22 protein-coding genes are annotated in these 22,119 nt (G+C 73.3%); 11 read left to right on the top strand and 11 right to left on the bottom strand.

The features are described 5' to 3' along the window. Positions 1 to 41 precede the first annotated feature (41 nt). The 9 genes from FB465_RS19545 to FB465_RS19505 all read left to right on the top strand — a co-directional run bounded on the left by FB465_RS19545 (position 42) and on the right by FB465_RS19505 (position 7,408). The gene (locus FB465_RS19545) at positions 42 to 461 is read left to right on the top strand and encodes a PaaI family thioesterase (protein ID WP_145792361.1); all 420 of its coding nucleotides are present in this window, start codon (positions 42 to 44) and stop codon (positions 459 to 461) included. Between the two features lie 176 nt (positions 462 to 637). After that, on the top strand, positions 638 to 847 hold the full coding sequence (locus FB465_RS19540; protein WP_145792360.1) for a hypothetical protein: 210 nt from the start codon (positions 638 to 640) through the stop codon (positions 845 to 847). 124 nt (positions 848 to 971) lie between these two features. Beyond that, positions 972 to 2,105: a PP2C family protein-serine/threonine phosphatase gene (locus FB465_RS19535; protein ID WP_145792358.1), complete on the top strand. Its 1,134-nt coding sequence runs from the start codon at positions 972 to 974 to the stop codon at positions 2,103 to 2,105. A 213-nt stretch (positions 2,106 to 2,318) separates the two neighbouring features. Next, positions 2,319 to 3,575 carry an ATP-binding protein gene (locus FB465_RS19530; RefSeq protein WP_246193254.1) on the top strand — a complete coding sequence of 419 codons (1,257 nt, stop codon included), beginning with the start codon at positions 2,319 to 2,321 and terminating at the stop codon, positions 3,573 to 3,575. After that, positions 3,559 to 3,972 (top strand): roadblock/LC7 domain-containing protein, encoded by a 414-nt coding sequence (locus FB465_RS19525; protein ID WP_145792355.1) that lies wholly within the window; start codon positions 3,559 to 3,561, stop codon positions 3,970 to 3,972. The genes FB465_RS19530 and FB465_RS19525 overlap by 17 nt, the downstream gene beginning before the upstream one ends. Further along, positions 3,969 to 4,313: a DUF742 domain-containing protein gene (locus FB465_RS19520; protein WP_145792353.1), complete on the top strand. Its 345-nt coding sequence runs from the start codon at positions 3,969 to 3,971 to the stop codon at positions 4,311 to 4,313. The genes FB465_RS19525 and FB465_RS19520 overlap by 4 nt, the downstream gene beginning before the upstream one ends. Next, positions 4,291 to 4,893 (top strand): GTP-binding protein, encoded by a 603-nt coding sequence (locus FB465_RS19515; protein ID WP_145792351.1) that lies wholly within the window; start codon positions 4,291 to 4,293, stop codon positions 4,891 to 4,893. Before FB465_RS19520 ends, FB465_RS19515 begins: the two co-directional genes overlap by 23 nt. Next, positions 4,890 to 6,335, top strand: a complete 1,446-nt coding sequence (locus tag FB465_RS37040; RefSeq protein ID WP_246192733.1) for a cytochrome P450 — start codon at positions 4,890 to 4,892, stop codon at positions 6,333 to 6,335. The genes FB465_RS19515 and FB465_RS37040 overlap by 4 nt, the downstream gene beginning before the upstream one ends. Then, positions 6,299 to 7,408 (top strand): cytochrome P450 family protein, encoded by a 1,110-nt coding sequence (locus FB465_RS19505; protein WP_246192732.1) that lies wholly within the window; start codon positions 6,299 to 6,301, stop codon positions 7,406 to 7,408. Before FB465_RS37040 ends, FB465_RS19505 begins: the two co-directional genes overlap by 37 nt. Before the next feature lie 105 nt (positions 7,409 to 7,513). On the opposite strand, the gene FB465_RS19500 is transcribed toward FB465_RS19505, so the two are convergent. From FB465_RS19500 to FB465_RS19490, 3 genes are all read right to left on the bottom strand, one after another. Beyond that, on the bottom strand, positions 7,514 to 10,144 hold the full coding sequence (locus tag FB465_RS19500) for a beta propeller repeat protein (RefSeq protein WP_145792348.1): 2,631 nt from the start codon (positions 10,142 to 10,144) through the stop codon (positions 7,514 to 7,516). Positions 10,145 to 10,293: 149 nt separating this feature from the next. Continuing rightward, positions 10,294 to 11,124 (bottom strand): isocitrate lyase/PEP mutase family protein, encoded by an 831-nt coding sequence (locus tag FB465_RS19495; RefSeq protein WP_145792346.1) that lies wholly within the window; start codon positions 11,122 to 11,124, stop codon positions 10,294 to 10,296. A gap of 61 nt (positions 11,125 to 11,185) precedes the next feature. After that, positions 11,186 to 11,665 carry a carboxymuconolactone decarboxylase family protein gene (locus tag FB465_RS19490; protein WP_145792344.1) on the bottom strand — a complete coding sequence of 160 codons (480 nt, stop codon included), beginning with the start codon at positions 11,663 to 11,665 and terminating at the stop codon, positions 11,186 to 11,188. Between the two features lie 50 nt (positions 11,666 to 11,715). On the opposite strand from FB465_RS19490, the gene pdxR reads away from it, so the two are divergent. Together pdxR and FB465_RS19480 are read left to right on the top strand one after the other, a co-directional pair. Then, entirely contained in the window at positions 11,716 to 13,137 is a 1,422-nt protein-coding gene (pdxR, locus tag FB465_RS19485; protein WP_145792343.1) for a MocR-like pyridoxine biosynthesis transcription factor PdxR, read from the top strand. 71 nt (positions 13,138 to 13,208) lie between these two features. Further along, positions 13,209 to 13,409 (top strand): NAD(P)-binding domain-containing protein, encoded by a 201-nt coding sequence (locus tag FB465_RS19480; protein ID WP_145792341.1) that lies wholly within the window; start codon positions 13,209 to 13,211, stop codon positions 13,407 to 13,409. Here FB465_RS19480 and FB465_RS35900 read toward each other — a convergent pair. The 8 genes from FB465_RS35900 to FB465_RS19445 form a co-directional block, all read right to left on the bottom strand. Next, on the bottom strand, positions 13,351 to 13,485 hold the full coding sequence (locus FB465_RS35900; RefSeq protein WP_170290437.1) for a DUF6126 family protein: 135 nt from the start codon (positions 13,483 to 13,485) through the stop codon (positions 13,351 to 13,353). The genes FB465_RS19480 and FB465_RS35900 overlap by 59 nt on opposite strands. Continuing rightward, on the bottom strand, positions 13,466 to 14,083 hold the full coding sequence (locus tag FB465_RS19475) for a helix-turn-helix domain-containing protein (RefSeq protein ID WP_145792339.1): 618 nt from the start codon (positions 14,081 to 14,083) through the stop codon (positions 13,466 to 13,468). The genes FB465_RS35900 and FB465_RS19475 overlap by 20 nt, the downstream gene beginning before the upstream one ends. A gap of 67 nt (positions 14,084 to 14,150) precedes the next feature. Continuing rightward, a complete protein-coding gene (locus FB465_RS19470; protein WP_145797448.1) occupies positions 14,151 to 15,863 on the bottom strand; it encodes a pyruvate dehydrogenase in 1,713 nt (570 codons plus the stop codon). Between the two features lie 148 nt (positions 15,864 to 16,011). Then, positions 16,012 to 17,250, bottom strand: coding sequence for a S53 family peptidase (locus FB465_RS19465; RefSeq protein WP_145797447.1), 1,239 nt, complete (start codon positions 17,248 to 17,250; stop codon positions 16,012 to 16,014). Between the two features lie 275 nt (positions 17,251 to 17,525). Beyond that, complete coding sequence (locus tag FB465_RS19460) at positions 17,526 to 19,388, bottom strand: AfsR/SARP family transcriptional regulator (protein WP_145792338.1); 1,863 nt, start codon at positions 19,386 to 19,388, stop codon at positions 17,526 to 17,528. Between the two features lie 83 nt (positions 19,389 to 19,471). Next, a complete protein-coding gene (locus tag FB465_RS19455; RefSeq protein WP_145792336.1) occupies positions 19,472 to 19,654 on the bottom strand; it encodes a hypothetical protein in 183 nt (60 codons plus the stop codon). A gap of 8 nt (positions 19,655 to 19,662) precedes the next feature. After that, a complete protein-coding gene (locus FB465_RS19450; protein ID WP_145792335.1) occupies positions 19,663 to 19,866 on the bottom strand; it encodes a hypothetical protein in 204 nt (67 codons plus the stop codon). Between the two features lie 180 nt (positions 19,867 to 20,046). After that, positions 20,047 to 22,107 carry a prolyl oligopeptidase family serine peptidase gene (locus tag FB465_RS19445; RefSeq protein ID WP_145792333.1) on the bottom strand — a complete coding sequence of 687 codons (2,061 nt, stop codon included), beginning with the start codon at positions 22,105 to 22,107 and terminating at the stop codon, positions 20,047 to 20,049. Positions 22,108 to 22,119 lie beyond the last annotated feature (12 nt).

Raw genomic sequence — 22,119 nt, 5'->3', positions numbered from 1 at the left:
GGGTGTCACCCACGCACCGCGCTACCCAGGAGTAACACCCGATGGACACCGTCGTCGACCGCCTGCGCAGCAATCTCCAGGGCCAGCAGCTGCTGACCGTCCTGGGCGTCGAGATCGTCGAACTCGCCCGAGGCCGGGTGGTGCTGGACCTGCCGGTGCGGCCCGAGGTGACCCAGCAGAACGGCTACGTCCACGCCGGTGCGATCAGCACGCTGGCGGACGCGGCCGCCGGCGCGGCGGCGCTCTCCCTGATGCCGGAGGGCAAGGACGTGCTGAGCGTCGAGTTCAAGCTGAACCTGCTCAGCCCGGGGGTCGGCGAACGGCTCCGGGCGACGGGCACGGTGGTCCGGGCGGGGCGTACCGTCACGGTGGTCTCCGCCGAGGTGCGGTCGGTCACCGACGGGGTCCCCGGCAAGGACGTCGCACTGCTGCAGGGGACGATGATCGCCGTCGGCGGATGACGGGACCGGTGCGAGCGAATGACGGGACCGGTACCGATTCGGGTGGCTTTCGAGACCAATCCGTCGCCGATCCCGGGCAAGACTTGCCTCGGCCTGGGTACGGATACCCTCCGGGCGCTCCGGCGCCCCACGCCCCGTCAGCCGCAGGGCGCCACCCGAACGAGAGATGTGGGCAGATGACGCAGACCGCGCAGAGCACCCGGTCCGCCGCCGGCATCCCGGGCCAGCGCACCCCCGCCGAGGCCCCGGTGCCGACCGTCGCGCCGCCCGCCACCGGCCTCGCCGCCACCGTCCGCCGCGCCTTCGCGGTGGTCCGCGGTCTGCGCTCGCTGCGCCCCGTGCCGGCCCGTGCCCAGGAGCCGTACGGCGAGAGCGACGGCCAGTAGGGCGACGGCCGGTGGCGCAGCTCCGGGTGGAGGCGACAGCCGTGCCCGTTCCGGCGTTCGACGTTAGATTGGCCTGACCTAACGGACGGTCAGCGGCCTGGCCCGAGTCTCGGCGGAGGTCGACGTGCCCGCAGTCACCACGGTGGCCCGACGGCTGGGCGGGCGACTGCGGCGCGGACGGGCCGGGCGCTGGGTGAGCAGGCTGCTGGACGGCGATCCGGCCGCCGAGCGGACGGCACTGGGCCTGCTGATCACCCTGACCGTGCTGCTGGACTGCCTCTCGATCGCGTTCCCGACCGCCTGCCCGCCCTCCGCCCTGGCCCTCCCGCTGATCCTGGCCGGCTTCGTCCTGCACACCGGGCTGCAGCTCATCCTGCTGGCCCCGGTCACCCTCGGGCTGGTCGCCGACGCGCTGTACCGAAGGCCGTACGGGCTGACCCCGGGCTCGGCCACCGTGGTGGCCGCGGCGGCCGCCATCGTGCTGCTGACCTCGCGCTACCGGAGCCGGCTCGGGCTGCGCGGCACCCGGGGCGACAGCATGCTGCTGGAGCTCTCGGAGCGCACCCGGGCGCTGGGGCGGCTCCCGGACGGGCTGCTGGACTGGCGCCTCCACCGGGCCGTCGCCCCCGCCGGCGGGACCTTCTTCTCCGGTGACTTCCTGCTCGCCTCGCACCGGCCCGACCGGGACCTGCTGGAGGTCGTGCTGGTCGACGTCTCGGGCAAGGGCAGCCGGGCGGCGGCCCGCTCGATGCACCTGTCCGGGGCCTTCGCGATGCTGCTCGGCTCGGTCCAGCCGGAGTCCTTCCTCCCCAAGGCCAACGAGTACCTCGCGAGGCTCGGCTGGGACGAGGAGTTCGCCACCGCCGTCCATCTGGCACTGCACCCGTCCAGCGGAAGGTTCCGGATCTTCAACGCCGGGCATCCGCCGGCCGCCCACTACCGGCGCGCGGAGGGCGGCGACTGGCAGCTCCGCGAGGAGAGCGGCGCGGCTCTCGGCGTGCTGTCCGGGGCGGCGTACCCGGCGGCTACCGGGCAGCTGGCGCTCGGCGACTCGCTGCTGCTCTACAGCGACGGACTGGTGGAGGTGCCCGGCGAGGACATCGACAAGGGGATCGGCCGGCTGCTCGCCGCGGCCACCCCGCTGCTCCGGTACGGCGGGGCGGCCGACCCGGCGGCGGAGCTGCTCGGGACGGTCGGCCGGAACATCTCGGACGACCGGACGCTGGTGGTGGTCCGGCGCCTCGGTGCGGGGGCCTGACCGCGGGTGCGCCCCGCACCGCAGCTCGTCCACAGGCTGAAACTACCCACCAGTAGGCCGAATTGGGGCGGGCCCGGGGTGGACACAGGTTCTACCTGGAAGTTCTAAGGAAACGTTAAGGTCTGCTACGCGAATTTTGACGGGATCAGGTCACAGAACGTCAGAACCGTTCACACTTACGTAGGATCATCACCCTAGAATTCCGGCGTGACGATGACTCAGTGGTGCGGAACGGCAGTCGGCGTACTCGCCGTCCTCGCATTGGTGGCCGCCGCCCGGTACCGCGCGGTCACCCGCACCCTGCGGTCGAGGCTCGACACACAGCAGCAGGAGCTCGAGGAGCTGAACGGCCGCCTGCAGGCCGAGACCACCCGCCGGAGCACCGAGAGCGCCGCCATCCAGCGCGAGCAGGACCTCAACGCCTCCACCCAGCGCGCCTTCCTGAGCGTCGCCCGCCGCATCCTGGTGATGGCCCACGACCAGCAGGCCGGGCTGGACGAGATGGAGCGCACCCACGACGACCCGGCCCTGCTGGAGGGCCTGCTCAAGGCCGACCACGCCGCCGCCCAACAGGCCCGGCTGGCCCAGACGCTGGCCGTGCTCTGCGGGGCCAGGGCCGGACGCCACTGGCCCGAACCGGTCGCCCTGGAGGACGTGGTGCGGGGTGCCCAGTCGCGCATCCTGCCGTTCCAGCGGGTGGTGGTGCGCAGCCGGATCGAGACCGCCGTGGTCGGTGCGGCCGCCGAGGCGCTGATTCACGCCATCGCCGAGCTCCTCGACAACGCCACCCGCTACTCGCCCCCCAACACGCAGGTCTTCGTCACCGTGATGCCGGTCCACAACGGCGCCGTCATCGAGATCGACGACGGCGGCGTCGGCATGCCCGAGTACGCGGTGGAGAAGGCCGCCGAGGCGCTGGCCGGCGGCTCCACCCTGGAGGTCTCCCGGCTGGGCGAGGTGCCGCAGTTGGGCCTCGCGGCGGTCGGACGGCTGGCCGAGCAGTACGGCTTCCGGGTCACCCTCAGCTCGGCACCCTCGCCGTACGGCGGCGTGCGGGTCGTCATCCTGCTGCCGACCGCGCTGCTCACCGAACCGCTGCCGAACTCCGGTGCCGCGACGCCGGTCGAGCGTCTGGCCCCGGCCGCGGTCCAGCCCGCCAGGACGGCTCCCGCCGTGGAGCAGGCGCCTGCACCCAGGCCGCAGCCGCCGTCGGCCGGGCTGCCGCGGCGTACCAACCGGCGGGGCGCGGCCACCGACGCCCGGCCCGCCGGCGCCGTCGGCACCCCCGGCACCCCTGCCACGGCCGGCACCCCCGTGCCGCCGCGTTCCGCCCGGGAGGCGCAGGCCTTCATGTCGCTGTTCCAGGCCGGCACCGCCAGCGGCCGCTCGGCCGCGAAGCACCACCCGCAGGACCCCGCTTCTCCCCACCTTCCCCAGCGCTCCGGAGACTTCCATGACCCCGAATCCTGACCTCGGCTGGCTGCTCGCCGACATCGTCACCGTCCCCGAGGTCCAGCACGCCGTCGTGGTGTCCAACGACGGCCTGGAGATCGGCCGCAGCGAGCGGATCGCCCGCGAGGACGCCGAGCGCCTGGCGGCCGCCTGCTCCGGGCTGCAGTCGCTGGCCCGGGGAGTGGCACAGGGCTTCGGCGGGCGGCACAGCAGCACCCGTCAGATCATCATCGAGTACGGCGGCGGCTACCTGTTCATCGTGGCCGCGGGCGCCGGGGCGCACCTGGCCGTGGTGACCGGCGAGGCCGTGGACGCCGGGCTGGTGGCGTACCAGATGCAGGTGCTGGTCGAGCGGATCGGGGCCCACCTGACCAGTCCTCCCCGGGTGGAGCAGGTCGCCGGGGAGCTCCGTTGAGCAGCGGCCCGGTACGGCCGTACGTGATCACCGGCGGCCGCAGCCGGCCGAGCCGGAACGTGCTGGCGCTGGAGAGCCTGGTCAGCGCCACCGGGACGGCCGAGCTGGTCGACCACGAGCTCAACCGCGAGCACCAGCGGATTCTGACGCTGTGCCGGGACCTGCTCTCGGTCGCGGAGATCTCCGCCCACCTGAGCCTGCCGCTCGGCGTGGTCAAGGTGCTGATCGGCGACCTCTGGGACCTCGGCGCCGTCCACGTCGTCCCACCCGTCCCGCGGGCCGAGCGCCTGCCCGCCACCCTCCTGGAGGAGGTACTCCTTGGCCTCCGCCAACTCCGCTGAGCCCGACTACCTGCCGTCGACCGTGCAGGGCGCGGTGAAGATCCTGGTGACCGGCCCGTTCGGGGTGGGCAAGACCACCCTGGTCGGCTCGCTCAGCGAGATCGCCCCGCTGCGCACCGAGGAGACCATGACCGCGGCCGGCGCGGGCGTGGACGACCTCACCGGCCGGGTCGGCAAGACCACCACCACGGTGGCGCTCGACTTCGGCCGGATCACCCTCAACCCCAGGCTGGCCCTCTACCTCTTCGGCACGCCGGGTCAGCAGCGGTTCTGGCCGCTCTGGGAGGACCTCTCGCGCGGCGCACTCGGCGCGCTCGTCCTGGTGGACACCCGCCGGATCGAGGAGAGCTTCGACGTGCTGGGGCAGTTGGAGGAGCAGCAGATCCCCTTCGCGGTCGCCGTCAACGTCTTCCCCGACACCCCGAGCCACCCGGACGAGGAACTGCGGGCCGCGCTCGACCTGCTGCCCGAGGTGCCGATCCTGACCTGCGACGCCCGGGACCGCCGGGCCGCGTACGACGTCCTGATCGACTTCGTCGACCACCTGCACTCGACCTCGGTCCTGGAGCTCCAACGATGACAACTCCCAAGCCCGAGGCGGCAACCGTTCCGCCGCCCGGCTGCCCGATGCACCAGGGCGCCGGTGTCACCGCCGGCGTCACCCCGCTGTACGGCGCCTCGGTGTCGGAGGACCCGCACGGGCTGTACGCCAGGATGCGCGAGCATCACGGCGCCGTCGCCCCGATCGAGCTGGAGCCCGGGGTCGAGGCCTGGCTGGTGCTCGGCTACGCCGAGCTGCTCGAACTCACCCGCAACGAACAGCTCTTCTCCAAGGACTCCCGCCGCTGGCGGGTCCCGCAGGAGGGCCGGCTGAAGTCCGACTCGCGCCTGCTGCCGATGACCTCGTGGCGGCCGACGCTGCTCAACCTGGACGGCGCCGAGCACCAGCGCCTGCGCGGCGCGGTCGCCGACACCCTCGCCCGGATCGACCACCGGCAGCTGCGGCAGACCACCGAGACCGCCGCCGACCTCCTGATCGACAGCTGGGGCCCGGACGGCACGGCCGACCTGGTCGCCCAGTACGCGCGCCGGCTGCCGCTGCTGGTCTTCACCCAGCTGCTCGGGCTGCCCGCCGAGGCGGGGCCGCACCTGATCGAGCTGATCAGCCACTTCGTGGACAGCAGCGAGAAGTCCGTGCGGGCCAACGCCGAGTTCCAGGCGATCCTGCTCGACCTGGTCCGGCAGCGCCGCGCCGCGCCCGGCGCCGACCTGACCTCCTGGCTGCTGGCGCACCCCGCCGGGCTGACCGACGAGGAGGCGGTGCACCACCTGGTGGTGATCCTGGTCGCGGGCAACGAGACCACCATCAACTGGACGGGCAACACGCTGCGGCTGCTGCTCACCGACCGCCGCTTCCGGGCCACCCTGACCGGCGGCCGGCTGACCGTCGCCGACGCGCTGGAGGAGGTCCTCTGGCGCGACCCGCCGACCCAGAACTTCCCCGGCCGCTGGGCCACCGGCGACACCGTGCTCGGCGGCCAGTACATCAACGCGGGCGACATGCTGGTCCTCGGCCTGGCCGCCGCCAACGCCGACCCGGCGGTGCAGGGAGCTGACGGCGTCGGCGGCAACCGGGCGCACCTGGCCTGGGGCGCCGGGCGGCACGTCTGCCCGGCCCAGCACCCGGCCCGGCTGATCGTCGAGACGGCCGTGGAGACCCTGCTGCACCGGCTGCCGGACCTCCAACTCGCCGTCCCCGGCCATGAGCTGGCCTGGCGCCCGTCCCCGTGGTCACGGGCGCTGGTCGCCCTGCCGGTGCTCTACAGCGCCTTCACCCCGCCGCGCACCCCCGCACCCGAAAGGCCGTCATGGACACCTCCGGCAGTCTCACCTCCGAGCGGCTCGTCCCCCTCCGGCTCGACCCCTTCGGACGCGACCAGCACACCGAGAACGCCCGCCTCCGGGAAGCCGGCCCGGCGGTCCTGGTGGAACTCCCTGGCGGGGTGGTGGTCTGGGCGATAACCCACCACGACACCCTCCAGCAGCTGCTGAACGACCCCCGGGTGGGCAAGAACGCCCGACTCTGGAACACCTTCAACGAGGGCCGCCTGCCCGAGGGTTGGCCGCTGCTGAACTTCGTCACGGTACCCGGCATGACCACCGCCGACGGCGAGGACCACCGGCGGCTGCGCGGACTGGTCACCCAGGCCTTCACCCCGCGCCGGATCACCGAGCTGCAGCCCCGGGTCGAGGCCCTCACCGCCACGCTGCTCGACCGGGTGGCCGGACTGGAGGGCGAGTTCGACCTCCGGGAGCACTTCGCCTATCCGCTGCCGATGCAGGTGATCGGTGAGCTGCTGGGGCTGGCGCTGTCGCAGCAGGACGAGCTGCACGCGCTCTCCAACACCCTGGTGAGCAGCTCCGCGACGCCCAAGGCGGCGGTCGCCGCCCAGCGCGGCCTCTTCGCGCTGCTGGGCTCGGTGGTCGAGGCCAAGCGGGCGGAGCCGGGCGACGACCTGACCACCGACCTGATCGCGGCCCGCGCGGAGGGCGACCGGCTGAGCGAGCAGGAGCTGGTCGGCACCCTGCTGCTGATGCTGGTGGCCGGGCACGAGACCACGCTCAACCTGATCACCAACGCCGTCCGGGCCCTGCTGGCCCACCCCGAGCAGCTGCAGCAGGTGCTGGACGGCACCTACCCCTGGTCGGCGGTGGTCGAGGAGACGCTCAGGTACGACTCCCCGGTCGGCCAGTTCCCGCTGCGGTACGCGAGCGAGGACATCGAGGTCGGCGGCGTACTGATCCGGCGGGGCGAGGCACTGCTGGCCTCGTACGGCGCCGCCGGGCGGGACGCCGGGCACTACCCGGACGCGGACCGCTTCGACCTCTCCCGGCAGCCCGCCCGGCACCTCTCGCTCGGCCACGGCCCGCACTTCTGCCTGGGCGCCGGGCTGGCCCGGCTGGAGGCCGAGACCGCGCTGCGCGGGCTGTTCGGCCGCTTCCCGAAGCTCGCGCTCGCTGAAGGCCACACCCCGGAGCCGATCGGCTCCTTCGTCAGCAACAGCGTCCGCACCTTGCGCATACGCCTGCACTGAACCGTACGCACCTGGGCACCCCAGGGGCTCGGGGAACTGCGCTGCCAACCATGCACCTCCGTAGAGGGCTGGTCGCGCAGTGCCCCGAGCCCCTGCTGTGGCTGCTCAGTCGTCGAGGGACATGCCCCAGAGGCCTCGGCCGTGGGTGGCCGCGTAGAGGCGGCCGTCGGGGCCGAGCTTGAGCTGGTCGACGGCGACGGCGGGGAGTTCGCCGAGACGCTGCCAGCCGGTGCGGCCGGCCGGCCGGTAGAGCACGCCGAGGTCGGTGGCCAGGGCCAGGCCGCCGCCCGGGGTCACCACCAGGGAGTCGGCCGGGACGTCCGGCAGGTTCGCCGAGACGTCCGTCCAGTGCGCGCCCGAGTCTCGGGTCTCGAAGACATGGCCGATGCCCGCGCCCGGGCCTTCCGTCCAGTGCCGGGAGAAGCCGTTGACCGCCAGGAAGACGTGCGCGGAGTCGGCCGGGTCGATGGTCAGCCCGTTGAGGTAGCGGTTGGGCACGACGCCGTCGGCGGGCAGGGTGAGCTGCTGCCAGCCGGTGCCGTCGGCGTTGCCGACCGCGATGCCGCGGGTGAAGCCCTGGTTGTTGCAGGGGCCGCACCAGGCCGCGTACACCTTGCCGCCGGAGGCCGCGACGGCCGTCGAGACGTGGCCCGCGCCGAGATCGTAGGCGCTGCTCCAGGCGTCGCCGGAGCGGATGGCGTAGCCCTGGGACTGCACCCAGACGTGCCGGCCCCCGGCGATCCAGACCTTGCCGTTCTTGATGTCGGACGCGAGCGGCGCGATGAAGCGGGCGCCCGCGCCGCCGAGCGCGTTGTCCGGCGGGGCGACGCTGAAGGAGGTGGCCTTGGCCGGGTCGGCAAGCCAGCTGCCGTCGTTGACCGCACAGTTCTGGGTGACGTTCACGGCCAGGTAGACGTACTCCTGGGCGATGTTGCAGCCGTTGGCCGGGTCGGTGAGGGTGTCGCCGCCGTCACCGCCGAAGTTGGAGCCCATCACCCGGTCGCGGCTGCGCAGGACGGACTGCCCGTTGTCCTGCAGGCCTCCGTTGACGGCCACGCCGTGGCCGGACGGGTCCTTGCCGATCCCCACGGAGTAGTACTGCAGGGTGTCGATGGTGCCGTCGTTGAGGGACGTCCAGTCGGTGGCGTGCCCGCTCGCGTCGGTCTGCCCGACCAGCGGGCGGCGGTAGACGCCGCCGTCGTTGCCGGCGACCAGGTACGACCTGCCGCGGTAGCTGCCGACCGCGAGGCCGTGCTGATCGGGGTGGGTGGTCTGCGGGCAGTCGCCGCTCTGCTTGGCCGGATCGATGCTCCAGCAACTGAAGTTGAAGTTCCAGTACGGGCCGACGGCCTTCCACCCGGCGCCGCCGTCGGAGGTCTCGAAGATCTCCTCCAGCCCGGCGTAGACGTGGTCCGGGTTGGTGGGGTCGACCTGGAGCGACTGGTCGTACCAGGCCTGGAGGCCCGGCAGGTCGCCCTCCTGCTGGAGGCCCGAGCCGGCGGCGGCGAGCTTCCGGTAGTCGGCTATCCGCGTCCAGGGCCCCAGCGGGGAGCCCGACTTGGAGACGTAGATGCCGGCCAGCGCGCTGTTCGGGTCGGTGGCCTGCTGCTGCGGCGACTGGTCGATCGCGTAGTAGCGCGAGCCGTCCGCCGATCGGGCGAAGGTCACGCTGCCGACGTCCCCGGCACCGGTGGGCAGGTCACCGAGCGAGGCGATCCGCTGCCAACTGCCCTCCACCTCGGTGTAGAAGCCGTTGTAGCTGTCGCCGCTGCGCCAGCCCACCGCGACGACCACCTTGGACGGATCGCGCGGGTCGACGGCGATGTCGCTGGTGATGTTCTTGTACGGGGCGCTGGGGTCGGCGGCCTTCGCACCACCGTGCAGGTAGTCGGGGTTGGGCGCGAACTCCAGCGTCCACGGGCCCGAGAGGTCGGCCAGGGAGTGACTCCACACGCCCTTGCTGGTGGCCGCCCACGCCTTGTCGCCGCCGAAGCGGATGGCGTGGATGCTGGTGCTGTCCAGCTCGGCGCCACCGACCCGGCTGCGCTCGCCGAACTGGCCGTCGGCCGGGTTCGCCAGGACGAAGACCCCGGCACCCAGGTAGCCGTCGGCGTTGGTGGTCGACTCGCCGGTGCCCAGCCAGAGCCGTCCGTGCCCGTCGAGCGCGAGCGCACCGGTGGCCTGGGTGGGCAGTCGATCGCTGATCGGCTGCCAGTGGCCGCCGCCGGTGGAGGAACGCCAGACGCCGCCGCCCGCGCTGCCCGCGTACACATGGCCCTGGTCGTCCGCGGCGACGGCCGCCATCCGGCCGGTGACCTTCCCCATCCCCGCACTGGAGTTGGAGGAGACGTCCCGGTAGCGGGGGTCGTCCGAGTCGTACGGCAGGCCGGTGAGGTGCTTCCACTCCCCGCCCGCCTGCGGCAGGGCCTTCAGCTGCGCCCAGGCCGCCGCGAAGGCGCCGGGTGCGACGATTCCGGGCGAGGTCCGGGCCTCGGCGCGCTGGTCGGCGCCTTCCTGGATCTCGTCGGCCTCCCCCTCGCCCTCGCCTCCCGCCGCCACCGCCGCGCGGAAGCCACCGCCCAGGTGGGCCTTCGCCTTCGCCGCCAACTTCCCTGCTCCGAAGGGCGATGCCGCTCCTGAGCCCGCGGCGGCACCGGCGGGTGCGCCGATCAGGCCCATGGTTGCCGCGATGGCACAGATCGTGAGCCATCGTCTGGTCCGGGTTGGTGCAGACAACAGTTCCTCCCCAGTCGTCATTGACCAATTGCCCCGCTGCCACGGGTTGTTGGCAGCAGGGCCGGGGAGACTCGACCACATATCCGGGCCCGCCGGTACGGCAGCGCCAGAACTTGACCGAAAGTTTGTCGGGGACCTGTCCGGAGGGGTCAGCTCTCGAAGAGACCGTTCAGCTCGAAGTAGTCCAGCCCGCCGGCCAGCGCCTCGTACGTACCGGTCGCGTAGACCTCCTCGGCCGCCCGCTTCACCGCCGCGTACGCGACCTTGGCCGGCCCGGGGCCGAGGCTGACCCGGGCCACGCCGAGCTCGGCCAGCTGGGGGACGGTCGGGGCGCCCGGCCAGGCCAGCACGTTGAGCGGCACGGGCAGCGCCTCGACGAGTGCCGCGACGGTCGGGGCGTCGACCACGCCGGGCACGAAGATGCCGCTCGCCCCGGCCTCGACGAAGGCCCGGGCGCGGGACACCGCCTCGTCGAGGCGTCCGGCGGGCTCGCCGATGCCCAGCAGGAAGACGTCCGTACGGGCGTTGAGGAAGAGCGGCACGCCCGCCCTGTCGGCCGCCGCCCTGGCTGCGGCGATCCGTTCGGCCGCCTCGTCGACAGGCCGCAGCGCGTGCGGACCGCCGTGCAGCCCGTCCTCCAGGTTGACGCCGACGGCACCGGTGGCGAGCAGTTCGGTGATGGTCTCGCCCACCCCGGCCGGGGTGTCCGCGAAGCCGCTCTCCAGGTCCGCCGTGACGGGCAGGTCGACCGAGCGCGCGATCAGGGCGGTCCGGGCCAGTGCCCGATCCCGGTCGAGCCCGCCGCCGTCCTGGGCGCCGAGGCTCCAGGAGACGCTGGCGCTGGCGGTGGCGATCGCCGGGGCACCGGCGGCCGCCACCAGCCGGGCGCTCGCGGCGTCCCAGACGTTGGCCAGCACCAGCGGGGTGCCGGGGGAGTGCAGCTCGTGGAAGAGGCGGGCCTTGTCCTGCTGAGTCGTCATGGTGAGAGCCTGTCAGTCCGGGGCGGGCGGGATCTGGCGGATTTCGGACGGGGACGGTGCGTCAGTTCTGCTTGGGGGCCGGGCTCAGCCGGGAGGTGATGGCGATCCGGTTCCAGGAGTTGATGGAGATGATCACGGCGATCAGCTGGGCCAGCTCCTGGGGGTCGAACTGCTTGGCCGCCTCGTCGTAGACCTCGTCCGGCACATGCCCCTTGGTGATCAGGGTGATCGCCTCGGTGAGGGCCAGCGCCGCCCGCTCACGGGCGGTGAAGTACGGCGTCTCGCGCCAGGCCGGCAGGGCGTAGATCCGGTGCTCCTGCTCCCCGCCCTTGCGGGCGTCGGTGGTGTGCATGTCCAGGCAGTGGGCGCAGCCGTTGATCGCCGAGGCGTGGATCCGGACCAGTTCGCCGATGACCGGGTCGACGGCGGGCCGGGCGGCCCCGTCCAGCCTGATCATGGCGCGGTACCACTCGGGCGCCTGCTCGGGGAGGGAGATGCGCTGCTCGGGGGCGGGGACCAGATCGTTCGCGTTCGTCGTCATGTGCTCAACCGTAGATGCACAATGGCCCGGCCGTATGGTTCATTTGGGAGATGGAATCCTGGGCCACTTTCGGTGGCGACCTGCACCTGGACCTGTCCGCCGGGCGGGCTCGCGGTCTCGGGCTGCGGGCCGCCCTGGAGGACGCGCTGCGCTCGGCGGCCCGCGACGGACGGCTGCCACCGGGCACCCGGCTGCCCTCCTCACGCGCCCTCTCGGGGGACTTGGGCATCGCCAGGAACACCGTCGCGGAGGCGTACGCGCAGCTCACGGCGGAGGGCTGGCTGACGGCCCGCCAGGGCTCCGGCACGGTGGTGGCCGAGCGCGGCACGCCGTCCGCCGTCCCGGCGACGGCCGGCCTGCTGCGGACGCCCGCCGTCCGCTTCGACCTGATGCCGGGCCGGCCGGATGTCTCGCTCTTCCCGCGGTCCGCCTGGCTGGCCGCCTCCCGCCGGGCACTGACCGTGGCGCCGCACGAGGCCTTCGGGTACTCGGACCCGCGCGGCCGGATCGAACTGCGCCGCGCTCTGGCCGAGTACCTCGCCCGGGTGCGCGGGGTGCGGACCGACCCAGGGCGGATCCTGATCTGCGCGGGCTACACCCAGGGCCTCGGCCTGCTCTGCGGCGCTCTGCGCGAGCAGGGCGTGCGGACCGTCGCGGTGGAGGAGTACGGGCTGCCGCCACAGCATCGGGTGATCACGGCCGTCGGCCTGGAGACGGTGGCGCTGCCGCTGGACCAGGACGGAGCACGGACCGAGCTGCTGAGCGGCTCGGGGGTGGGTGCGGTCGTGCTGACCTCGGCCCACCAGTTCCCGACCGGCGTACCGCTGCGGGCTGCGCGCCGGGCGGCCGCGGCGGCCTGGGCCAGGGAGACCGGCGGGGTGATCGTCGAGGACGACTACGACGGGGAGTTCCGCTACGACCGCCAACCGGTCGGCGCCATGCAGGCGCTCGACCCGGAACGCGTGGTGTACGCCGGCACCGCGAGCAAGAGCCTGGCACCGGGGCTACGGCTGGGCTGGCTCGCCCTGCCCGCCGCCCTGGTCGAGCCGGTGGTACGGCAGAAGGAGCTGGCCGACGGGCAGTCGGGCGCGTTCGAGCAGCTGACGCTGGCCGAGCTGATCACCTCGGGCGGCTTCGACCGGCACGTCCGGCGCTGCCGGCTGCACTACCGACGGCGCCGCGACCAGCTGGTCGCGGCCCTGGCCGAGCGTGCCCCGCTGGTCCGGGTGACCGGGATCGCGGCCGGACTGCACGCGGTGCTGCAACTACCGCCCGGCTCGCTCAGCGAGGAGGAGCTGCTCCGCCAGGCGGGGTGGCTGGGGCTGGCCGTGAACACCATGTCCGACTGCCGCGCGGCCTCCGCCGGGCCCGCGCCGGACGCGCCTCCCGCGCTGGTGATCGGGTACGGCACACCGCCGGACCGCGCCTTCGCGGGAGCCCTCGACGCGCTGTGCACACTGGTCAGCCTCTGACAACGGGAATGCCCCGGTCCACCAGGCGCGTCTAGAGCGGAAATGACGGAGCGCCAGGAAGGGCGAGCACCATGAGCATTGCGGTCATCGGTACGGGCAAGGTCGGCGGAAGCCTGGCCGGGGCATTCGCTCGGGCGGGCCTGGACGTGGTCATCGGCTCGCGCAATCCCGACGCGGCGGGCGACGGCGCCCCAGTGGCTGCTGAGCCCGACGCTAGCCTCGCCCGCCGAGGGCGAAGAGCAGCACCACGAAGCCCGCGAAGGCGTGGGTGACCGCGATGTAGATGACCGCCCGGATCCACACGCGGTGCTCCGTGGGCTTTCCGGCGTCAGTGGTGACCTTGGCCATCGAGGGCCTCCTCTCGGTGGGGTGCGCCCAGGCAGAGTTCGCCGCCGGGGCTCTGCAGCAGGGTGTGCAGGAAGAGCAGTTCGACGCCGTCGCCGGAGTCGGCCGCGATGCAGTGCGGGGTGAGCGAGTCGAAGTGGGCGGAGTCGCCTTCGTCCAGCAGGTGGACCTGCTCGCCGAGGGTGAGCCGCAGGCGTCCCCGGGTGACGTACAGCCACTCCTCGCCGGGGTGCACGCGGACCACCGTGTCCTGCAGGCCCGGCGGCACCTGGACGTGCAGCGCCTGCATGGCCCGCCCGGGTGCGCCGGCCCGCCGGTAGCCCCAGCCGCCGGCCCGTCCCGGTTCGATCGCGCCGCCCCGGACGACCGGATCGGGCCGGGACGGCACCTCGCCGAGCAGCCCGGAGACCGTGGTGCCGTACGCCCTGGCCAGCCCCAGCAGCACCGGCAGCGAGGGCTGCCGTCGGCCGGTCTCCAGGCGGGACAGATACGCTGGTGAGAGGCCCACCCGGCCGGCGGCCGTCTCCAGCGTGAGCCGGCTCTCCAGCCGCTGCTCGCGCAGGCGGGCGCCGAGGCCCGTGACCTCCTGGTCGTCAGTCATGGCACCAGTGCACACCCGCCGTGCCCGTCAGGCAAGAAATGTGCCTCAGAGGCAAATTACCTCGGCCTCAGGGCCGCGGGATGTTGCGCAGATTGCTCCGCGCCAGGTCGATCATCCTGCCCACCCCGCCCGACAGGACGGTCTTCCCCGCCGCCAGTGCGAAGCCCTTGAGCTGGGCCGCCGTGATGCGCGGGGGGATGGAGAGCGCATTGGGGTCGGTGACCACGTCCACCAGCACCGGCCCGGGCCGCTCCAGCGCCTCCGCCAGTACCTCGCGCACCTTCGCCGGGTCGGTCACCCGCTTCGCCTGGATGCCCATCGCGCGGGCGATCGCCGCGTAGTCCACGTCCCCGTTGTCGATCTCCGCCTCCGGGTAGCCGCTGACCAGCATCTCCAGCTTGATCATGCCGAGTGCGCCGTTGTTGAAGACCACCGTCTTCACCGGCAGCCGGTACTTGGCGACCGTCAGCAGCTCGCCCAGCAGCATGCCGATCCCGCCGTCCCCGGACATCGAGATCACCTGCCGCCCGGGGAAGCCGAGTTGGGCGCCGATCGCGTGCGGCAGCGCGTTGGCCATCGAGCCGTGCAGGAAGGAGCCGATCACGCGGCGCCTGCCGTTCGGGGTGAGGTAGCGGGCCGCCCAGACGTTGCACATGCCGGTGTCCACCGTGAACACCGCATCGTCGGCCGCGAGTTCGTCCAGCACCGAGGCCAGGTACTCGGGGTGGATCGGCAGGTGCTTCTCGATGTTCCTGGTGTACGCGCCGACCACGTCCTCCAGCGCCCGGCAGTGCTTGTTCAACAGCTCGTCCAGGAAGCTGCGGTCCTGCTTCTGCTCCAGCAGCGGGAGCACCGCCCGCAGGGTGGCCGACACGTCGCCGTGCACGGCGAGTTCGAGCGGTGTGCGGCGGCCGAGCCGGGTCGCGTCGTGGTCGACCTGGATCGTACGGGCCTGCGGCAGGAAGGAGTCGTACGGGAAATCGGTGCCGAGCAGCACCACCAACTCGGCCTGGTGCAGTGCCTCGTGGCAGGCACCGTAGCCGAGCAGGCCGCTCATGCCGACGTCGTACGGGTTGTCGTACTGGATCCACTCCTTGCCGCGCAGCGAGTGCCCGACCGGAGCCAGCACCCGCCCCGCCAGCTCCATCACCTCGGCATGGGCGCCGCGCACCCCGGCGCCGCAGAACAGGGCCACGCTGGAGGCCGCGTTGAGTGCCGCGCCCATCGCCTGCACCTGTGACCAGGGCGGTGCGGCATGGGCCTGTTCGGTCAGGAAGTGGCTCGTCCCGGTCGGTCCTGCGGCCGGGAGGGCGGCGACGTCGCCGGGGAAGACCAGCACCGAGACGCCGCCCGCGCCGAGCGCGTGCTGCACCGCGACCCTCAACAGGCGCGGGAGCTGGGCGGGGGTGTTGACCATCTCGCAGAAGCTGCTGCAGTCGGTGAAGACCCGCTCGGGGTGGGTCTCCTGGAAGAAGCCGGTACCGATCTGCCCGGACGGGATGTGTGAAGCCAGGGCCAGCACCGGCACCCCGCTGCGCTGGGCGTCGTAGAGCCCCTGGATCAGGTGGGTGTTGCCCGGACCGCAGGAGCCGGCGCAGACCGCGAGGCTCCCGGTCAGTTCGGCGTCGGCGGCGGCCGCGAAGGCGCCGGCCTCCTCGTTGCGGACGTGCACCCAGGAGATGCCGTCGGTGCGGCGGATGGCGTCCACCACCGGGTTCAGGCTGTCGCCCACGACCCCGTAGACCCGCTCCACCCCGGCCTGCCGGAGGACCTCCACCATCTGCTCGGCCACACTGCCCACGGGCCACCTCGTCTCACCGGCTGGTCACAGATCGTCACCAGCCTGCGTGGACCTCCGGGGCAGGGCACCCGGTATGCGGCGAAAGGGTGAGGGCCCGCCCCCAGACGGACGGGCCCTCAGCATCGGATCAGCCGGCGAAGGCGGCGGTTCCGTTCGGGGTGCCGAGACCGGTCGGGCCGTCGTAGCCGGTACCGGCCGTGCAGAGGTAGGACGGCGAGCAGGTGCCGTTCGAGCCCGTGGTCACGTCGTTCAGCGAGCCGGTGTGGGCGTACGGGAAGGACGCCGGGGTGCTGCCGGCAGAAGGGGTGCCGGCCAGCGCGTACACGCCCGCGATGATCGGCGCGGAGGCGCTGGTGCCGCCGTAGACCGCCCAGCCGCTGCCGCCGTAGGTCTGGTAGACCGCGACGCCGGTGGCCGGGTCGGCCACCGCCGAGACGTCGGCGACGGTGCGCTTGGCGCAGCCGGTGTCCTTCTGCCAGGTGGGCTTGGCGTCGTACGCGGAGCAGCCGGAGCCGGCGCCCTCGGTGCTGTTGGTGTACCAGACCGACTCGCTCCAGCCGCGGCTGCTGGAGTCGCGCTTGAGGGCGGTGCCGCCGACCGCGGTGACGTACTTGGACGCCGCCGGGTACTCCACGCCGTACGCCCCGTCACCGGAGCTGACCGTGATGGCGACGCCCGGGTGGTTGAAGTACGAGGTGTCGTAGCTGGTGTCCGAGGAGGACTCGCCGCCGCCGTAGCTGTTGGAGACGAACTTGGCGCCGAGGCTGACGGCGGTGTTCACCGAGGTGCCGAGGTTGGTCATGGACGCGCTGCTCGCCTCGACCAGGATGATCTTCGCGTTCGGGGCGATCGCCGAGACCATGTCCAGGTCGAGCGATATCTCGCCCGCCCAGCCGCTGTTGGCGCGCGGCAGCTTGGTCCCGCCGGTCTGGTTGACCTTCTTGAAGCAGCCGTTGGCGGTGGTGCAGGCCGGCAGGCCGTACTGGGCGCGGTAGACCGCCATGTCCGACTCGGCGCTGGGGTCGTCGTACGCGTCGACGATCGCGATGGTCTGCCCCGCACCGCCGTTGGCGGCCAGGTTGTACGCGCTGAGCAGGTCGCTCGGGCCGAAGCCGGACGGCGTGGCGTTGGGGGTGACGCCGAGCGCGTTGACCTTCTGGGCGGTGCTGGTGACCTTGAGGGCCTTGCACGACATCGTGTCGCCCTTGGCCAGGGTGTCGCAGGCCTTCACCCAGGACGTGCCGCCCTTGGAGTAGACGGTGGGGGTGGCGCTGGCGCCTGCGGGGGCGGCGGCGGCGAAGCTGGAGAGGGCGAGGGCGGCGGTGCCCGCGAGCGCCAGAACGGTCCGGCGGGTGGACGCGGGCATGGTGGGGGTACGCAACGAACTGCCTCCTGTGGCCGGTGAACCGAGGGGCTGTGCTTGTGGGGAGGACAGCCGCACAGGCGCTGGTGAGCGTCGGCAGCCGGGCAGGCCGAGGCAGCGGGCGATCAGGCCGCCGCAATCGACTGGGATCCGGCGCTGACGCTAGGGCAGGCGTGAGCAGGTCAACAATGGGCAGGTCGAAGATTCGACTATCCCTTTACCTGCACATCAGGAGAATCGATCATCATTCATCCGGCCGGTACGCTGCGGAAACACGGCTAGCCCAACAGGCGCTCACCATCGGCCTGTTCACGCGCGTAGACCTGGGCCAGCAGCGGGATCTCGTACAGCGCGACATGCGCCGACACCTCGCCGATCGGGCAGCTCAGCACGCACACCTCGATCAGGCTCTCCACCACCCGCAGGGCCACCTGCTCGCCGCAGCCCAGCGCGGCCATCGCCTCCGCCAGGGTGAACAGCGGCCCCGGCAGCCGGCCCAGGCAGCGCAGCACCGCCCGTACCACCTCGGGGAGCTCACGCCACCAGCCCGCCAGGCGGGAGCGCACCGCGAGGTCACCTGCCGCCAGCTCGTCCAGCAGCGAAGGGCTCCGCTCCAGCCGGTCGGCGTACTCGGCCGGTGTCAGCCGGCGCAGCACCGCGAGCTTGGTCCCGCTCACCCGGACGGCCAGTGGCAGCAGGCCGATCGCCGTGACGATCCGCTCGGCGGAGGAGCGGTCCGCCGGCACCCGGCCGTCGCCGGCGATCCGGGCGAGCAGCTCGACCGCCTCGTCCAGCGCGTACGGCCCGAGCTCCAGGCGGTGCAGGGGCCCGAGCCCGGCCAGTCTGCTCCGGCTGGTGACCAGCACCGAGCCCGCGCCCGCGCCGGGCAGCAGGTGGCGGATGCTGGCCTCGTCCGGTGCGTCGTCGAGCACGACCAGCACCCGGCGGCCGGTCAGCCAGGAGCGCCAGACCGCGGCGGCCTCCTCCTCGTCCTCCGGCACGGCGCCCAGCAGGCCGGTGACCCGGCAGAGCTCGGCCAGTACGGAACTCGGGTGCCGGGGCGAGCCGTCCTCCCGGCGCAGCCGTACGGTCAGCCGGCCGTCCGGGTACTGCTGGCGCAGCCGGTGGGCGACATGGACGGCCAGGGTGGTCTTGCCGACGCCGACCGGGCCGCTCAGCACGACCAGCCGGCCCTCCCCGGAGAGCGCCTCCTGCAGCTCCCGTACCTGCTCCGCGCGGCCGGTGAAGTCGGGCAGATCGGTGGGCAGGACGGTGCAGGGGCGCTCCTGGCGGGCCGGCTGGGCGGGCGGCCCGGCCTCGTCACGGCCGTCACGCCCGTCGCGGCCGTCCAGCATCGAGCGGTACAGGGCCTCCAGCGCCGGGCTGACCCGCAGGCCGAGCTGGCGGGCCAGCAGCTGCCGCAGGTCGTCGTAGGCGGCCAGGGCCTCGGACTGCCGCCCGGAGCGGTAGAGCGCGGTCATCTGGGCGGCGCACAGCCGCTCGCGCATCGGGTGCTCGCGGAGCACCTCGGCCAGCGACTCGGCGACGGCCGGCGCATGGCCCAGCTCCAACTCCACCTCGGCCCAGTCCTCGTGGACGGCCAGCCGACGGGTCGCGTACCGGTCCGCCTCCTGCCGGATCACCTCGCTGTGCGCCAGATCCGCCAGCAGCGGGCCGCTCCACAGGTCCAGCGCCTCGCGGAGCAGCCGGGCCGCGTGCGCGCCGGCGCCGAGGCGGACGGCCTGCCGGCCCGCCCGGGCCAGCTCCTCGAAGCGCAGCAGGTCGAGCTCGGCCGGGCCCACCCGCAGGACGTAGCCCGCCGACTGGTGCACCAGGCGTTCCTGGCCGCCGGCCCGGCCCAGCAGCTTGCGCAGTGCGGAGACGTAGGCCTGCAGGTTCTTGCGGGCCGACCTGGGCGGTTCGTCGCCCCAGACCGCCTCGGTCAGCAGGTCGGTGGAGACGGTGGTGTTGGGGCGGCAGAGCAGCGCGGCAAGCACCAGCCGCTGCTTGACCGGGCCGAGCGGCAGAGGCCCGCCGTCGATCTCCACCGCCAGCTCGCCGAGGATCCGGAACCGGACGGCGGTGCCGGGGCGGGCGCCCGGCAGCGGCGGTACCCGCAGGGTCTGTACATCGTCCAGCATCTCGGCTGCCCCTTCGGATCAGGGAACCGGACCGGCCGCGAGGCCGCTCCGCGCGGGGCTTCTCGCCGGCACGTCCGGATCGGCTACGGCCAGGGCTGGTACGGGAGCCGGGCCGGCTCCGCCAGCACCTCGCGGGCCCGGCGCAGATGGATGCGGCGTCGCCCGTCCCGCAGCAGCGTCACGGCCAGCGCCAGGGCCAGCCCGCTGACCAGGCCGCACAGGAGGCCGCCGAGCACGGCCGGCCCCGGGTCCTTCGATCGGTGCATGATGGCCGTCAGTGGCCCCAGGCGGTGTCCAGCGCGGGCAGCACGGGCTTCCCGAGGCGGAACGCACCGGCCTCGACGCCCGCTTCGGCACGGGCCTTGGCGTGGGCCTCGGGAGCTGCACCACCGGAGGCGGCGTGAGCGGCCGCGAGGGGCAGTGCGCCGAAGGCGAAGGTGCCGGCGATCACCACGGTCAGAGCACGGGCTCGCTTCATTTGCTCCCCTTGGGTCGGATCCGGTGGAATCGACCGGGTTTGCCCCGGGATTCCCCTGACACCTGAAGACTGCCGCTCAAGCGGCACGCGAGCCAAGGGCAGGCCCGGTGCAGCATGCTGCATGCAGCAACACACCCGGAGTCGCAAACCGGACAAGCGATCGGATTTCCCGACGATCCGTCAGTTCGGCATCCCCAGCCGGTCGAAGAGAAACGCCAACAGCTCGGCGAAGAGCCCCGCCGTGGCCTCGACACCGCGCACCCCGTGCCCCACGCCCGACTCCCGCCGCAGCAGGACGGGGCCCTCGCCGGCGGAGGCGTCCTGAAGCGCCGCGCACATCTTGCGGGCGTGCAGCGGATCGACCCGGGTGTCCCCGTCCGCCACGCCGAACAGCACCGCCGGGTACCGGACGCCGGGGCGCACCGCGTGGTACGGCGAGTACCCGAGCAGCGTCGCCAACTCGCCCGGCTCCTCGGCACTTCCGTACTCGTCCCGCCAGCTCGGCCCCATCCCGGAGAGCTCGTAGCGCACCATGTCGAGCAGCGGAGCGACGCAGGCCACGGCCGCGTACTTCTCCGGGTGCTGGGTGAGGGCGGCGGCCACCGTCAGCCCGCCGTTGGAGCTGCCGACCAGCCCGAGCCGCTCCCGGTCCGCCCAGCCCTCGGCCACCAGGTGGTCGGCCGCCGCGTCGAGATCGTCGAAGGTGTTCTGCTTGCGCTCGCGCCGACCGGCCCGGTGCCACTCCTCGCCCTCCTCCCCGCCGCCGCGCAGGCAGGCGAAGGCGTACACGCCGCCGGCCTCGGCCCAGGCCAGCGCCTGCGCCGCGTACCCCGGGACGATCGAGGCGCCGAAGCCGCCGTAGCCGCTGAGCACGGTGGGGCGCGGCCGGTCCGGCCGGCCGGTCGGGGAGATCACGAACATCCGCACCGGGGTGCCGTCGTGGGAGCGGTAGACCAGCTGACAGGTCTTCACCCCGGACGCCGGCGTCCTGGCCGGGGACGCCCAGGGCTCGGTGCGGCCGGTCCGGCCGTCGAAGTGCAGCACCCGGGACGGCGTGACGTGGTCGCTGTACCCGAACCAGGCCTCGTGGCCGGGCTCGGACCGGACGCGCAGCCGCCCGACCGTGCCGCTGCCGGGCAACCGGACCTCGCCGAGCCGCTCACCGGTGGCCAGGTCGTGGACGGTGATCTCGCTGAGCGCGTGCCTGGTCCGGGTGACCAGGGCGAGCGGGCGGGGCAGCTCGGGGCCGTCCAGGACGGCGAAGTCCTCCAGCACCGCCTCCGGGTCCTCCGGGACGAGTACGCGTCGCCTCGCGCCGTCGACCAGCTCGACCCGGCCGCGCGGTGCCTCGCGCTGGGTGCGCAGGTAGAGCGCACCGCCGCGCGGGTACGCGGCGGTCCGGGCGTCCACGCCCTCCTGGACAGGGCGCAGCAGCGGGCGTTCCGGGCTGCCCCCGGTGTGGTCGGCGAGGTCGGCGACCCAGATGTCGGTGCGCGGCGAGGCTCCGGCCGTGGCGGTGACCGTGAGCAGCCGGCCGTCCGTGGCCACGGCGTAGAACTGGCTGGCGGCGCGGCCCTCGCCGAAGATCTGCACGTCTTCGGCCGGGTCGGTGCCGATCCGGTGCAGCCAGACCCGGCGGTGGTAACGCTCCTCGCCGGGGTTCAGCTCGGGCGGCAGGCGCCGGACGTAGGAGAAGGCCTCCCCGCCCGCCAGCCAGGCCACCGAGGAGCGCCGCAGCCGGTCGATCGGGCCGTCCAGGACGGTGCCGGTGGCCACGTCCAGGACGTGCAGCACCGAGTCCTCCGTCCCGCCGACCGAGGTCTGGACCGCCACCCGTTCACCCTCGAGGGACACGGACCACTCGTCGAGTACCGTCCGGCCCGTCGGGTCGATGACCTGCGGGTCGAGCAGCGTACGGGCCCGGCCGTCCTCGACCACCACCAGCACCGGCTGGTCCTGGCCGGGCTCCTGGCGGGTGTGGAAGCTCCGGGCGCCGTGCACCAGCGGAGCCGAGACGGAGCCGGTGTCGAGCAACTCCCCGACCCGCTCGCGGAGTCGGCCGAGATCGGGCCAGCCCGCCCGCACCTGTCGGTAGAGCTCGTCCTGAGCGGCCGACCAGGCTTCGGTACGCGGGTCGGCGGGGTCCTCCAGGGCGCGGTACGGGTCGGCGACCCGGTGGCCGTGCAGGTCCTCGACCAGCTCGGCGCGCGGGGCGGGCGGGTACTCGACGGGTCCGGTCATGGCTCCTCGTAC

It is taken from the genome of Kitasatospora atroaurantiaca (genome assembly GCF_007828955.1).
Taxonomy (GTDB): Bacteria; Actinomycetota; Actinomycetes; order Streptomycetales; family Streptomycetaceae; genus Kitasatospora; species Kitasatospora atroaurantiaca.
The sequence above is the reverse complement of the archived record's forward strand: the minus strand, read 5'-3'. Positions and strand labels throughout refer to the sequence as shown.

What these genes read in the sequence shown, in the direction of transcription:
- FB465_RS19545 (WP_145792361.1), top strand. Translation starts at nt 42, where the DNA reads ATGGACACCGTCGTCGACCGCCTGCGCAGCAATCTCCAGGGCCAGCAG.
- FB465_RS19540 (WP_145792360.1), top strand. Translation starts at nt 638, where the DNA reads ATGACGCAGACCGCGCAGAGCACCCGGTCCGCCGCCGGCATCCCGGGC.
- FB465_RS19530 (WP_246193254.1), top strand. Translation starts at nt 2,319, where the DNA reads ATGACTCAGTGGTGCGGAACGGCAGTCGGCGTACTCGCCGTCCTCGCA.
- FB465_RS19525 (WP_145792355.1), top strand. Translation starts at nt 3,559, where the DNA reads ATGACCCCGAATCCTGACCTCGGCTGGCTGCTCGCCGACATCGTCACC.
- FB465_RS37040 (WP_246192733.1), top strand. Translation starts at nt 4,890, where the DNA reads ATGACAACTCCCAAGCCCGAGGCGGCAACCGTTCCGCCGCCCGGCTGC.
- FB465_RS19495 (WP_145792346.1), bottom strand. Translation starts at nt 11,124, where the DNA reads ATGACGACTCAGCAGGACAAGGCCCGCCTCTTCCACGAGCTGCACTCC.
- FB465_RS19490 (WP_145792344.1), bottom strand. Translation starts at nt 11,665, where the DNA reads ATGACGACGAACGCGAACGATCTGGTCCCCGCCCCCGAGCAGCGCATC.
- pdxR (WP_145792343.1), top strand. Translation starts at nt 11,716, where the DNA reads ATGGAATCCTGGGCCACTTTCGGTGGCGACCTGCACCTGGACCTGTCC.
- FB465_RS19480 (WP_145792341.1), top strand. Translation starts at nt 13,209, where the DNA reads ATGAGCATTGCGGTCATCGGTACGGGCAAGGTCGGCGGAAGCCTGGCC.
- FB465_RS35900 (WP_170290437.1), bottom strand. Translation starts at nt 13,485, where the DNA reads ATGGCCAAGGTCACCACTGACGCCGGAAAGCCCACGGAGCACCGCGTG.
- FB465_RS19475 (WP_145792339.1), bottom strand. Translation starts at nt 14,083, where the DNA reads ATGACTGACGACCAGGAGGTCACGGGCCTCGGCGCCCGCCTGCGCGAG.
- FB465_RS19470 (WP_145797448.1), bottom strand. Translation starts at nt 15,863, where the DNA reads ATGGTGGAGGTCCTCCGGCAGGCCGGGGTGGAGCGGGTCTACGGGGTC.
- FB465_RS19465 (WP_145797447.1), bottom strand. Translation starts at nt 17,250, where the DNA reads ATGCCCGCGTCCACCCGCCGGACCGTTCTGGCGCTCGCGGGCACCGCC.
- FB465_RS19460 (WP_145792338.1), bottom strand. Translation starts at nt 19,388, where the DNA reads ATGCTGGACGATGTACAGACCCTGCGGGTACCGCCGCTGCCGGGCGCC.
- FB465_RS19455 (WP_145792336.1), bottom strand. Translation starts at nt 19,654, where the DNA reads ATGCACCGATCGAAGGACCCGGGGCCGGCCGTGCTCGGCGGCCTCCTG.
- FB465_RS19450 (WP_145792335.1), bottom strand. Translation starts at nt 19,866, where the DNA reads ATGAAGCGAGCCCGTGCTCTGACCGTGGTGATCGCCGGCACCTTCGCC.
- FB465_RS19445 (WP_145792333.1), bottom strand. Translation starts at nt 22,107, where the DNA reads ATGACCGGACCCGTCGAGTACCCGCCCGCCCCGCGCGCCGAGCTGGTC.